This is a genomic window from Candidatus Zixiibacteriota bacterium, assembly GCA_036397555.1.
Classification (GTDB): Bacteria; Zixibacteria; MSB-5A5; order WJJR01; family WJJR01; genus DATKYL01.
The window spans coordinates 502,986-515,827 of the sequence record DASWIS010000008.1 but is presented as its reverse complement, the minus strand read 5'-3'; the positions used below and the strand labels follow the sequence as shown (position 1 = coordinate 515,827).

15 protein-coding genes and 2 tRNA genes are annotated in these 12,842 nt (G+C 59.5%); 1 reads left to right on the top strand and 16 read right to left on the bottom strand.

The window, feature by feature from the left end:
- Positions 1-42: 42 nt before the first annotated feature.
- From rplL to VGB22_03670, 15 genes are all read right to left on the bottom strand, one after another.
- On the bottom strand, positions 43-420 hold the full coding sequence (gene rplL / locus VGB22_03740) for a 50S ribosomal protein L7/L12 (GenBank protein HEX9750390.1): 378 nt from the start codon (positions 418-420) through the stop codon (positions 43-45).
- Between the two features lie 66 nt (positions 421-486).
- A complete protein-coding gene (rplJ, locus tag VGB22_03735) occupies positions 487-1,005 on the bottom strand; it encodes a 50S ribosomal protein L10 (protein HEX9750389.1) in 519 nt (172 codons plus the stop codon).
- A 57-nt stretch (positions 1,006-1,062) separates the two neighbouring features.
- Positions 1,063-1,764 (bottom strand): 50S ribosomal protein L1, encoded by a 702-nt coding sequence (gene rplA, locus VGB22_03730; GenBank protein ID HEX9750388.1) that lies wholly within the window; start codon positions 1,762-1,764, stop codon positions 1,063-1,065.
- Positions 1,765-1,799: 35 nt separating this feature from the next.
- Complete coding sequence (rplK, locus tag VGB22_03725) at positions 1,800-2,222, bottom strand: 50S ribosomal protein L11 (GenBank protein HEX9750387.1); 423 nt, start codon at positions 2,220-2,222, stop codon at positions 1,800-1,802.
- A gap of 29 nt (positions 2,223-2,251) precedes the next feature.
- Entirely contained in the window at positions 2,252-2,776 is a 525-nt protein-coding gene (nusG, locus tag VGB22_03720; protein ID HEX9750386.1) for a transcription termination/antitermination protein NusG, read from the bottom strand.
- 8 nt (positions 2,777-2,784) lie between these two features.
- On the bottom strand, positions 2,785-2,976 hold the full coding sequence (gene secE, locus VGB22_03715; protein ID HEX9750385.1) for a preprotein translocase subunit SecE: 192 nt from the start codon (positions 2,974-2,976) through the stop codon (positions 2,785-2,787).
- 18 nt (positions 2,977-2,994) lie between these two features.
- A tRNA-Trp gene (locus VGB22_03710) sits at positions 2,995-3,071 on the bottom strand.
- Positions 3,072-3,184: 113 nt separating this feature from the next.
- Positions 3,185-4,387: an elongation factor Tu gene (tuf, locus tag VGB22_03705; GenBank protein HEX9750384.1), complete on the bottom strand. Its 1,203-nt coding sequence runs from the start codon at positions 4,385-4,387 to the stop codon at positions 3,185-3,187.
- Positions 4,388-4,533: 146 nt separating this feature from the next.
- Positions 4,534-4,606 (bottom strand) — tRNA-Thr (locus VGB22_03700).
- Positions 4,607-5,340: 734 nt separating this feature from the next.
- Positions 5,341-6,165: a tetratricopeptide repeat protein gene (locus VGB22_03695; GenBank protein ID HEX9750383.1), complete on the bottom strand. Its 825-nt coding sequence runs from the start codon at positions 6,163-6,165 to the stop codon at positions 5,341-5,343.
- Positions 6,166-6,277: 112 nt separating this feature from the next.
- The gene (gene pal, locus VGB22_03690) at positions 6,278-6,790 is read right to left on the bottom strand and encodes a peptidoglycan-associated lipoprotein Pal (protein HEX9750382.1); all 513 of its coding nucleotides are present in this window, start codon (positions 6,788-6,790) and stop codon (positions 6,278-6,280) included.
- 168 nt (positions 6,791-6,958) lie between these two features.
- The gene (locus VGB22_03685; protein HEX9750381.1) at positions 6,959-8,320 is read right to left on the bottom strand and encodes a hypothetical protein; all 1,362 of its coding nucleotides are present in this window, start codon (positions 8,318-8,320) and stop codon (positions 6,959-6,961) included.
- A complete protein-coding gene (locus tag VGB22_03680) occupies positions 8,280-9,023 on the bottom strand; it encodes a TonB C-terminal domain-containing protein (GenBank protein HEX9750380.1) in 744 nt (247 codons plus the stop codon). Before VGB22_03680 ends, VGB22_03685 begins: the two co-directional genes overlap by 41 nt.
- A gap of 2 nt (positions 9,024-9,025) precedes the next feature.
- On the bottom strand, positions 9,026-9,382 hold the full coding sequence (locus tag VGB22_03675) for a biopolymer transporter ExbD (protein ID HEX9750379.1): 357 nt from the start codon (positions 9,380-9,382) through the stop codon (positions 9,026-9,028).
- A 52-nt stretch (positions 9,383-9,434) separates the two neighbouring features.
- Positions 9,435-10,190, bottom strand: coding sequence for a MotA/TolQ/ExbB proton channel family protein (locus VGB22_03670; GenBank protein ID HEX9750378.1), 756 nt, complete (start codon positions 10,188-10,190; stop codon positions 9,435-9,437).
- 227 nt (positions 10,191-10,417) lie between these two features.
- Here VGB22_03670 and ligA point away from each other — a divergent pair, with 227 nt between their 5' ends.
- Positions 10,418-12,463: an NAD-dependent DNA ligase LigA gene (gene ligA, locus VGB22_03665; GenBank protein ID HEX9750377.1), complete on the top strand. Its 2,046-nt coding sequence runs from the start codon at positions 10,418-10,420 to the stop codon at positions 12,461-12,463.
- Between the two features lie 51 nt (positions 12,464-12,514).
- Here ligA and rpmB read toward each other — a convergent pair whose 3' ends face one another.
- Positions 12,515-12,715, bottom strand: coding sequence for a 50S ribosomal protein L28 (gene rpmB, locus VGB22_03660; GenBank protein HEX9750376.1), 201 nt, complete (start codon positions 12,713-12,715; stop codon positions 12,515-12,517).
- Positions 12,716-12,842 lie beyond the last annotated feature (127 nt).

The window sequence follows — 12,842 nt, the reverse complement described above, 5'->3', positions numbered from 1 at the left end:
AGGTCGGCCGGTTGCGATCCGTCAAGTCAGGATGCACAGTCGTCACTTGATTTCGACTGTGGCGCCGACTTCCTGCAGTTTGGACCGAATCTGCTCAGCTTCCTCTTTGGAAACGTTCTCCTTGATCGGGTTGGGGGCCTTGTCCACGAGGTCTTTGGCCTCCTTCAGACCCAATCCCGTGATCTCGCGAATGACCTTGATAACCTGAATCTTCTTTTCTCCCGCAGCGTTTAGATGCGGGGTGAACTCGGTCTTTTCCTCTGCTGCGGCCGCGGCGCCGTCGCCGCCGACCGCTGCGATCGCTACCGGGGCGGCTGCAGTGACGCCGAATTTCTCCTGCAGATTCTTTGAGAGCTCGGAGAGCTCGATGACCGTCATGTTCTCAATGAGGCCGACGACCTGATCGATGGCGCTGGACACGTCTTTTTCCTTTCGCTCAGTTATCTATACCAACATCCGACAATTCCGGTTCACATCTGGAGCCGATTATGCGCTCTTTTTCCTGGCGATGGCGTCGAGGGTGCCGACGAACTCACGGATGATGCCATCGAGAGTGCCGATGAATCCGGCAATCGGCGCCTGGACGGCGGCCACGACCTGCGATAGGAGCACCTCACGCGACGGCAGCTTGGCGAGTTTCTTAACGTCGGCGGGATCGTACGATTTGCGCTCGACAAAAAACGCCCGAACCTTCGGCAGCTCAAGGCGTTCGGAGAAATCGTTGAGAATCTTGGCGACCGGAATGGGATCGCTCGGGCCCATCGCAACCGCGGTCGGACCTTCAAAGTGGTCTGCCAACTCGGGAAATCCCGCCTCATTGGCCGCACGGCGCAGCAGGGTGTTTTTGACCACTTTGTAGCGGACCCCGGCATTGCGCAATTGCGACCGCAATTGCGTCAAATCCGCAACCGTCAATCCGGCGTAGTGTGTCACAAAGACAGAACCCGAGGTGCGCAGTGTCTCGGTGATTTCTTCGACAATCTGGACTTTCTCCGGCCGCGCCATGATGAGCCTCGTAGCTGGTGACTGGTACTCCGATGCGTACCGACGGAACGCTGTCGCTTACTTGATCTCCGACTGCAATTGCGTGTGATCGACTTTGATACAGGGACCCATGGTCGTCGAAACCGCCACACGTTTGATGTACTGCCCCTTGGAAGAGGCCGGTTTGGCGCGAATGACCGACTCAATCATCGCACGCGCATTGGCAGTCAGTTTGTCGGTGTCGAAGGATGATTTGCCGACGGCGGCATGAACATTGCCGGCCTTGTCGACGCGATACTCGACCTTGCCCGCCTTCAGTTCGCGAACGGCATTGCCGATGTCCATTGTCACGCCGCCCGTCTTTGGCGACGGCATGAGACCGCGCGGGCCGAGGATCTTGCCGAGACGACCGACTTGCGACATGACGTCGGGCGTGGCGACGATGGCATCGAACTCCAGCCAACCCTCTTGTACCTTGGGCAAATACTCCTCCAAGCCGACGTAATCGGCGCCGGCCTCTTGGGCCTCTGTTTCCTTGCCGGGAGAAGTCAGCGCCAGCACACGAACCGTTTTGCCGATTCCATGCGGCATGACGACGGATCCGCGAACCATCTGGTCGGCATGCTTGGGATCGACCCCCAGACGCATCACGACGTCCAGAGATTCGTCGAATTTGGTGTGCTTGACTTCCCGGGCCAATGCCACCGCCTCCTCGAGGCCGTACATCTTCTCGGTCCCGACTCTCTCCTTGGCCGCGCGGTGTTTCTTGCCGACTTTCATATTCGAATCTCCACAGTGATCAGATGAGACGCGCCTCAGACGACGTCGATGCCCATGCTCCGTGCTGTCCCGGCGATCATGCGCATGGCGGCCTCTTCACTGGCGGCATTGAGGTCGGCCTTCTTGATCCTTGCGATCTCGCGCAACTGATCATGCGTCACGCGCGCCACCTTAATGCGGTTGGGTTCGCCCGATGCTTTTTCAATTTTCACGGCGCGCTTCAGCAACACCGGGGCCGGGGGCGTCTTGGTGATGAAAGTGAATGACTTGTCCTTATAGACCGTAATGACGACCGGAATAATCAGCCCGGCATCCTTCTGCGTGCGCGCGTTGAAGGTCTTGCAGAATTCCATGATGTTCAGTCCCTGTTGGCCCAGTGCCGGTCCGACCGGTGGCGCCGGCGTCGCATTCCCGGCGGGAATCTGCAGTTTGACATATCCTGTGATCGGCTTGGCCATGAGATGACTCCAGAGTAATGCTTGGGCGACTACGTCGACTGAACCTGCAGAAAATCCAATTCCACTGGTGTCGGGCGCCCAAAGATCGAGACCATGACTTTCAACTTGTTGCGTTCCAGATTGACTTCGGAAATCGTGCCGGAAAAATCGGCGAAGGGCCCGTCGATGACCTTCACCGAATCGCCGATCTTATACTGCATTTCGCTGAGTTCCTTTTCGCGGCTGGTATCCATCTGGCCGAGCACATGATCGACCTCGTTTTGCGGAATCGGCACCGGATGCCCTCCGGCCCCCACGAAGTTTGTGATACCCGGCGTGTTGGTCACCAATCGTTGTGTCTGGTCGCTCAATTGCATCTCGATGAGAATGTACCCCGGCAGGAACTTCTTCATCGACGACGAGCGCTTGCCCTGGCGCATTTCGACGACTTCCTGGGTCGGCATTACGATGCGTCCCAAAAGTTCGGCCATGCCGGCGTTGGCGAATGCACTCTCGAGGTACTTCATCGCCTTTTTCTCGTGACCCGAGTAGGTGTGGGCCACATACCATTTCATCTCGACGCTCATCCGATGCCCAGCAGGGTGGACACGCCGCGCGCGAGGAGGAGATCCACGCCAAACATGAAAAACCCGAATGCCAGCGAGACGACCACAACGACAATCGTCGAGCCGACGACTTCATCCCTGGAGGGTACGGTCACCTTCTTGAGTTCGGAGACCGTCTCATTCCAGTATTGGACAATTTTGTTGACCAATCAGTCCTCGTCGTAAAGTGGCAGGCCTGGAGGGACTTGAACCCCCAGCCCCCGGTTTTGGAGACCGGTGCTCTAGCCAATTGAGCTACAGGCCTGTGTGGCCGCGCCAGACCTTGCACCGGCCCGACATTCTGTGACCCCGGGTTCCGTTGATGAGCGCCGAAGACAAACAGTTGCAACGACGACAACGACAGTCCGGCTAACGCTGCTATTCGACGACATCGGCGACGACACCCGCGCCGACCGTGCGTCCGCCTTCGCGAATCGCGAAGCGCAATCCTTTCTCCATCGCAATCGGGGCGATCAACTCGCCGACGATCGTCACTGAGTCGCCCGGCATGACCATTTCCGTCCCCTCGGGCAGCGTGGCGATGCCGGTGACGTCGGTCGTCCGGAAGTAGAACTGGGGACGATATCCGGTAAAGAACGGCGTGTGCCGACCGCCCTCTTCCTTCGTCAGGATGTAAACTTCGCCTTTAAACTTTGTGTGGGGCGTGATCGACCCCGGCGCCGCCAGTACCATGCCGCGCTCGAGTTCTTCCTTGTCAATCCCGCGCAGCAGCAAGCCGACATTGTCGCCCGCCTGTGCGTCATCGAGCGTCTTGCGGAACATTTCGACACCCGTGACCACGACCTTGCGCGTCTCTTTAATCCCCACGCGCTCGACTTCGTCGCCCTGCTTGACTTTGCCGCGCTCCACGCGCCCGGTCCCGACTGTGCCGCGACCTGTGATCGAGAACACGTCTTCGACCGGCATCAGGAACGGCTTGTCGGTTTCACGGGCGGGCAACGGAATATATTCGTCGACGGCTTTCATGAGGTTGAGGATGCACTCGAAGGCGGGATCATCCTTCTTGCCCGCCACGGCCGCCTCCATCGCCTTGAGCGCGGAGCCGCGAACGATGGGAACTTCATCACCGGGGAACTCGTAGGTGGTCAGCAGGTCGCGCACTTCCAACTCCACGAGGTCGAGAAGCTCGGGATCGTCCACCATGTCGACTTTGTTGAGGAAGACAACGATCCGAGGGACTCCGACCTGACGTGCCAGCAGAATGTGCTCGCGCGTTTGCGGCATCGGACCGTCGGCGGCCGAGACGACCAGAATCGCCCCGTCCATCTGCGCCGCGCCGGTGATCATGTTTTTGACATAGTCGGCATGGCCGGGACAGTCCACGTGCGCGTAGTGCCGAGCGACCGTTTCATATTCCACATGCGCGGTCGCGATCGTGATGCCGCGCTCACGCTCTTCGGGCGCATTGTCAATCGAATCAAATGTGCGGATCGAGGCCAAGCCGCGCTGTGCCAGAGTCATCGTGATGGCGGCTGTCAGCGTCGTCTTTCCATGATCAACGTGACCGATGGTACCCACGTTTACGTGGGGCTTTTTGCGTTGAAATTTCTCCCTGGCCATAGCCGGAAGGTCTCCCTCCTCAGATGCAGTTTCACACCGGTGCTTTGGTGCGGAATGAACATGGGGTCAACGTCGCAACCGCGCCGCTATCCCCGTATCCGATATCAACCCACGACGGCGTGCCTCGCACGTGTCGCTGATCCTCAAGCCCACGACCGGATTTGAACCGGTGACCTCATCCTTACCAAGGATGTGCTCTACCACCTGAGCTACATGGGCACAGACAAATACAGACTCGGGCGCGCCACTCCCAGTCCGCGGGGCTGGGCGGCACCGCCCAAGTTGCAAGTCGGCCAATATAGGCCTCGCCGCTCTCGCGTCAAGCGAAATCACACGAAGAGCTTAAGTCGCCTCTTCTCCAGCCGGAACTGGGGACAGTCGATCAGAAAGCGGCACACGACACGCTGTCCAGGCATCGCGACGGGCCCGTTCCCACATCCACGACCGCCAGCGCCGACGGTTCCTGTCGAACGGATCGATGCAATCGATGCGCATTCGTATATTGACCAAGAGCCCACCTTCGGCGAGCCCCCATGTCAGACCCGCGACAGACGCTATTGTAACATGTTGCCGTTCAATGCCATAATCGACGATCAGTTCACTCGTCGATAATCCAACAAGAGTCGGGGCGCCAGCAAGCCGTGAAGGACAATCCAGAAATCTGATCGACTCCTGCGTACCGACAAAGTCAATCTGTTGTGGCACAACTACTTCTGTCGCACCGCCGAGATACGCTGTGACCATTACGGGACAGCCAATTGCGTCGCAATCGATGCGAATCGGGGGTGCTAATATGGATGCAGCAAATGGGTTGTGCGGAATAATGTGGAATTCCAGGCATTCGGTGTACGGGTCAAGAAAGCCGCATCCAGTGGCTAAACTGTCCAAACGCGCCGTTCGGGCGCGAATAGATTTCCGCGTGGGAACCGCGAGACGCGTTTCGTCCAGACCGCTTACCGGCAGTCGAGCGCGTCGCGACGGCTCTTGGCGGGTGGGATCTCCAGCGCCTTCGGGAATTCGTTGATCAGTCGGTCGTAGTAGTTGCATGCTCGTCGTGTGCGTCCCAATTCCTCATAACAACGCCCCAGTTTGTATAAGGAGGTCGGGACGCGATCGCTCTCCGAATGGTTGGCAATCAGGTATTCGAATTCGACGATCGACGAATCATAGTATCCCTCGGCCGTCCCACCGGAGGCCGTCCCCGCCAGGGAGTACCAACACTCTCCGATCCAATACCGGGCGTTGGGCGCGTATTCGGTGTCGCCGAAGTACTGCAGGATGTCGCGGAATTGGGCGATGGCCAACTCGTAGTTTCCTTTGCGGACATCGAGGAAGGCGTTCTCATAGAGTTGCGAGGGGTTGATGTCGGCGGCGTCACTCGGCGATGCGCTGCCCGTCGTCGATTCTTCACCTTCGCCCGGCGATGGCTCGGTCGACCGGTACACGATCTGGGGTGGGTGGCGGTCGATCGCGCGGCGCAATTCGTCGATCGACTCGCGGGTGATGCGCGAATCCTCCCGCAAGTCATCCAGCGTCGTGGCCACCTCCGCGCGGGTTCGGCGCGATTCATCGGCCGCGCCGGTCACCAGCGAATCCATCCGGATGATGTCGCGCTCCACGCGTCGCTGTGATGCTTCCAGGTAGTCGATCTGTTCCTGCATGCGTTGCATCGCAGCGCGAGACGTGCAGCCGGACGCGGCCATCACTGACAGCAACACAAGTGCCAATCCGCCAATCGTGCGGCGCCCGCTGGGCACCCATGGTCGGTTGGATTTCATCGCAAGCCCCCTGAACTCGACTCTGTACAACGCTGGCCCGACGCTTGTAGCCGACACAGAAACGGGGAAGGGAGGTCGCTCCCATCCCCGTCACCGTGGTCAAACCGTCGCATTACTCCGTCTCAAACTCGCCGCGCCGATTCCTGGACCAGGCATCCTCATCATGTCCCAGAGCGACCGGACGCTCCTCGCCATACGAGATGATGGAAATGCGCGAGCCGTCAATCCCGAGCTTGGCCAGGTAGTCTTTAGCGGCCTTGGCGCGACGCTCCCCGAGCGCCAGATTGTACTCGTCGGTGCCGCGCTCGTCGCAATGCCCCTCGATCATGATGCGCATCCCCGGATTGTCGCGCAGCATTTGATAGTTGTGATCGAGCGCCGTGCGCGCGTCGGGACGTAGATTGTACTTGTCGAAATCAAAGTAGATGATCTGCAATCCCGACCCCAAATCGCGCGCGGAGAGATCATCGCGCAGGCCACTGTCCGTGTCGGCGCCTGTCGACGACGTTGTGCCGCCCGATGTGTCGCGCGTCTGTGCGTCACCCATTTCTTCCTTGGGGCCGCCGCCGCATCCGGCAAACGAGATAGCGGCAATCACCATCAACATGATGAATCTGTTCTTCACGAATCCCCTCCCTGATAAGCAATTCATCGACTATCGGATTTCCGTCCAGCGACTGTGAAATAGCACTCATTCGCGTGTTCGTCAATGGGAATCGTAACGGCTCTGACACAGAAGCTCCCAACCGCCGTTTCCTCCCTATAATCGGCCTCTTCCTGCCATCCTGACATCCTACGGCGACCATCCGGGATTGCTGTTGTCCCCTGAGGTTGTCAGTCGCCGGACGCCGGTTCCGTCGAAGTTCATTGTGTATACCTCATAGGTCCCGGACCGGTTCGAAGAAAAAACAAGGTGCAGTCCGTCGGGGGACCAACTGGGGTTCTCGTTGGAGCCGACCTCGGTCAGCCGCCGGAATCCGCTGCCGTCCGGGCGGATCGTGCAGATCTGGAACTGGCCCTCGTCGCGCGACACAAGGGCAATCAGATCGAGCGTGGGGGACCAATCGGGCGAATCATTGTAATGGCCCTCATAGGTCAGGCGCTCGACACTGGCCCCATCGTCGTCCATGATGTAAACCTGGGGGGTACCGCCCCGGTCGGAGGTGAAGACGATCCGCCGTCCGTCGGGGGCAAACGACGGCGAGACATCGATTCCCTCGGAGAACGTCACCTGGCGCACCCGGCGTGAACCGCGCTCCCCGACGTAAACGTCTGAATTCGCTTCGGACGATATCGAAACGACGAATCGCTTGCCGTCCTCGGTCCATGAACAACTGGACTTGGGACCCGGAACGTCACTGAGCTTTGCAGACTGGTCCCGATCCAAGTCGAGATACCAGATGTCGGCCGACCCGCTCTTAAATGACGTGTAGGAGATGGCGGACTGGCCGGCCCAACGTGGCGAGAGGACGATGCTCCGATCGGCGGTGACTGTCAGGTCGTTGGCGCCGTCGAAGTCACAAATGTGGACCTCTTTGATTCCGCTGGATGCATGGAGGTAGACCAGCCGGGATTGGAAGATACCGTCGGAGCGGGCCAGTGCGCGATAGATGTCATCCGCCAGCGCATGCGCCATCAGCCGCGTCGAACCACGCCGTGACTTCAATTCACGCCGAAAGTGCTGGTTGCCGGTCAACACCTCGGTCAGCGAGTAGCGAACCGATACATTGTCGCCCTGAAACTCGACATCGCCTTCAATCAAATAGTCGGCTCCCAGATGCCGCCAGCCACGTTGGTCGATCTGGTCCTGGTTCATGATCCGCAGGTAGACCGTGTCGGGTCGCAACGGTTCAAACAGAAAAGAAAAGTCCAGATCGGCATAGACGACATCCGACATCTCCTGGACCAGCAGATCGTCTTCAATCGATGTGTCCCGGTCCTGCTTCAGTTTGAATCGGTCGACGCCGACGCGGAACGGGTCGAACTCGCCGCCGTACTTGACGATTCGCCCGATGACCTCCGGGACCTCGCGCGCCGAGACACCTTGACCCGCCGTCACGGATACGGCGAGTACGGCTGTCGTCAGCAGCGTCCTGCGAATCGTCCGGTACAACCTATGGGCGGTACTCAAATTCCAGATGGATGATCTGCTCATTCTCCTCCCAGAAACTCGGGAACTGATCCCAATTCGCGGTGTGTGTGACGGCGCGGACAGCGGATTCATCGAAGAGCCGGGAGCCGGACAGGGTTTCGAGTCGGACATCGGTAATCTCGCCGGAGCGTTTGACACGAAAGCCCACCACACACTTACGCGGTGTCGGACCGACCACCGGATTGCGCCAGTTTGAGCGAATCAACGAGAACCCGCGCCGGTGATAGGGGTTGACACTGGCCGAGGTTTCGACACCCCAAACGCCATCGATCTCGCCATCGCTGATCGACCCGCTCAAACCGCCGGTCGTATCAGTTTGCGCCAACTGCTCGCCTGAAGGGTTGGGCCTTTCGTCCTGCCGCGTCCGGCTCTCCGGCTGTCGGGGAGGTTTCTCATCCGGTTTCTTTTCGGGCTTCTTTTCCGTTTTGGGCTCGGGAACTTTAATCGGATCGGCAACTTTTTCCAACGTCAAGTCCTTTTCGGCTGGGATCGGGATCAGTTCATCTCCTGCCGGCTCCGGCACCGGCGGTGGAGTGAACTCCGCCCTCTGCCCCTTGGGGGCGGGTGCCGAATCGATCAAGCCCACGGAGACGATCTCCATCGGCTGATAGGAACTGCTGAACACACCGCTGAGGGGGGCGACCACGGCTCCGGCTGCGATCACCACGGCATGAAAGGCAACAGACCATCCCAGATACCGCCTCACGTCTAACCCCAATCAACGCCGCGCTCTTCGGTTTTCTTCTTTTCTTCGATTTCGACCGGACGCGTCACCAATCCGACTTCCTGGAATCCGACGCGCTTCATGGCACCGAGGACTTCCACGACTCGACCGTAACCGACCGTCTCGTCGGCGCGCAGATATGCCTTCTGTCCCGCCTGGGCCCGCCCGATGCGAAGGAGTTCGTTCTCCCACTGATCGTCGGTCCGGTAGACGTCGTTGATGAATACGCCTCCCTCTTTGGTGATGGTCACGATGACGCCCTCGGAGGGCTCTTCGGCGGGACTCGTGGTCCGGGGCAGATCCACCTCGATGCCGCTCTGCAGGAGCGGCGCAGTGATCATGAAAATGATCAGAAGTACCAGGACAACGTCGACTAAATTGGTGACGTTAATCTCAGAGAGAGCGTGATAACTCCGCTGCCTCACGGGCGTTCTCCCGGGTCAATTCGGTCATGAATTCCAGCGACAGATTGGAAAAATCGTCGGCGATCTGTCGCAGACGGCGGATGCTCCAGTTGTAGGCAATGACAGCCGGGATCGCGGCCGCCAAACCGACGACGGTTGCGATCAGCGCCTCGGCGATTCCGGGTGCAACGACGGCCAGCGTCGCCGAACCGGTCATGCCGATGCCGATGAATGCGTTCATGATGCCCCAGACCGTACCCAAGAGCCCCAGGAACGGGGCCGCATTGGCGGTCGTCGCCAAGAAAATCGTCCACTCCTCCAGCTTTCCTGATTCCTCTTGGGCGATGCGCTCTAAAGTGTCGGCTACAGCCCGCTTCTGCTCGGGAGACAAGTCAAACCATGCATCCGGGGCCGACTCCCCTCCGCGATTCTGATCGGAGAAGGCCGCCGCCTCCCGCAGGCCAGCGTCGAGCACACGCCAATGAGGCAGATTGCGGTATGCCGCCAGTGACGAGAGTCGATCGGCGAGCCGTCGCCCCTGGCGGAATACCCGACGGAAGTGCACGCCCCCCGCCACGACACGGCTATAGGAGCGAACCTTCATGAAGATGACGGCCCAACTGACGATGGACATGGCGCACAAGACGAGTAGGATGAGAAGTGAGAAGGCGCTCGCTTGGGCGAGCATCTCCCAGATTTGGCCGCCGATGATGGCCGGCCCAACGACGATTATTCCGGCAATCAAGCCATACCCTCCCCTAACTCAGTTTATACCAAGCGATTTGCAGTGTGGCGCGAGGCCCCCCTCGTATGCCCCCGGCTGGTATATCCCATCGCGGCCGCAGTTCGTCAAGGTTTTTCCCGGCCAGCGATTCCCGACAGAGTGATACACAGAAAGCGAGGGTGTGAGTATTGATTTCGATTGCGGATCGTCGATCTTAGTGTGCCGGTGCGGCTTGCCCGATGCCAGACATGGCCAGACAGAAATCCACAACCGCCTTATCAAAGTCGCCAGTTCCCAAGGCGATCCGCGACGAGGCCAGAAAGCTGCGTGAACAGCTCGAGTATCACTCGCATCGGTATCATGTCCTCGACTCTCCCCAGATCACCGACGCAGAGTACGATCGGCTCTACGACCGCCTGATTCAGCTTGAGGCGCAGCATCCGGCTCTGATTGCGCCGGATTCCCCCACGCAGCGCATTGGCGCGGCGCCGTTGGCAGCGTTCGGCCAAGTGCAGCACCATGTGCCGATGATGTCGCTGCAAAAGGTCAACACGTCGGGGGAATTCACGGAGTTCCATCAGCGGCTGATACGACTCCTCGACGGGCCGCAGCCCAGTTATGTAATCGAGCCGAAACTCGACGGTCTGGCGGTTGAGTTGACATACGTGGATGGCAAGTTGAGCGTCGGTTCCACGCGCGGCGACGGTGTCACCGGAGAGGATGTCACCGCTAACTTGCGAACCATTAAGTCGGTCCCGCTGCGATTGACCGGTCGGTCGACGGGCACGCTCGATGTGCGCGGCGAGGTCGTGCTGCGGCGAAGCGATTTCGAACGATTGAACGCACAACGGCTGGCTGCCGGGGAAGAACCGATGGCCAACCCGCGCAACGGCGCCGCCGGATCGCTGCGTCAGTTGGACCCACAAGTGACCGCCGGGCGGCCGCTGGTCTTTTATGCCTACGGTTTGGGGCGGGTAGGTGGTTTGGAAGTCAGCCGGCAGTCGGCGGCCCTGGAGTTTCTCAGAAGCGCGGGATTCCGTGTGCATGCGTTGGTGCGACTCTGTCCCCTGGTCACCGACGTGATCGCGGCACACGACAGCATCGGTACGCAACGGAACGAGATTGATGAAGAGATCGACGGTACGGTGGTCAAGATCGATGACTTTCGCCAACAAGAGCAGCTCGGGGCGGTCTCGCACCATCCGCGCTGGGCGGTGGCATGGAAGTTTCCGGCGCAGGAGGAGACAACGATCGTGGCAGACATCATCCTGTCGGTCGGCCGAACGGGAATCATCAGTCCGGTGGCTGCCCTCCATCCGGTGCGCGTCGGCGGCGTGACGGTCCAGCGGGCGAGTCTGCACAACGAAGATGAGCTCCGACGCAAGGATGTGCGTGTCGGCGACAAGGTCATCATACGCCGCGCCGGAGATGTGATCCCGGAAGTCGTACAGGTCGTGCCCGGAGGCAAGTCGCCCCGCTCGAAACCGTTCGAGTTTCCGAAAGTGTGTCCCGCGTGTGGCGCCTCAACGGTGCGCGATCCGGAATCCGCCTTCCACCGTTGCACCAATCCCTCATGCCCGGCGCAGGTCAAAGAGCGTCTTGCGCATTTCGTGTCCAAGGCCGGAGTCGATGTGGAGGGGATGGGAGGACGACTCGTTGAGCAACTGGCTGACCGCGGGGTCATCGCCGATGTTGCCGATATTTACTTCCTCGATCGCGCCAAACTCGATCACCTGGATCGCATGGGCGATCGTTTAGCCGAAAATCTGCTGAACGCTATCGAGAAGGCCCGTCATCCGGACTTGCCGCACTTATTGGCCGCGCTCGGAATTCCCGGAGTCGGAGAACACATTGCCAAGGTCCTGGCGCGTTCATTCGGGTCGATGGAACGGATTGCCTCGGCCCCAATTGAAGAATTGAACGCGGTCCACGAGATCGGACCGATCATTGCTGCCAGCATCCATCAGTTCTTCTCGATGAAAGAGACGGCGCGTTTATTGGAGAAACTCAAACGCGGCGGCGTCGTCTTCCCGGAAGTCTCAACAGGGCCGGTTGGCGCGCAACCTTTTGCGGGAAAGACGTTTGTGCTGACCGGCACGCTGACATCGATGACGCGTACCGAGGCGGGCGAGCGGATCGAGTCGCTGGGGGGGCGTGTCGCGGGATCGGTCTCGAAAAAGACCGACGTGGTCGTTGCCGGTGAGGCGGCCGGGTCGAAACTGGAGAAGGCCCGCCAACTTGGTATCACAATTTGGGATGAGGATCAGTTCGAAAGAGCAGTCCAGCATCTGTAGCAATTACTCCGCCGCTGCTGAGGCGGGAACGGACTCTTGACGTTGAAGAATCTACCTGACAAGCCCCCGCTTCGTCAAAGTACGCAGAGCGGTCGTCGAGATGCGCATGCGCACCCAACGGCGCTCCCTGGGGTCCCAGACTCGCTTGGAGACCAGATTCGGATTAAACCGACGCTTGCTTTTGTTGTTGGCCTTCGACACGGTGTGTCCGGTTCCGGGCCGTTTACCAGTAATCGGGCAAACCTTTGACATTCGCCATCCTTCGTTGACGATCCATCGAGATCGTGACAGACTTTCATTATAACATATGCGTCGTCTGTTGCCATTGGAAATCGCTGTGACGTTTGTGAGGTTCAATCCGCTGCCGAGCAATCGAACC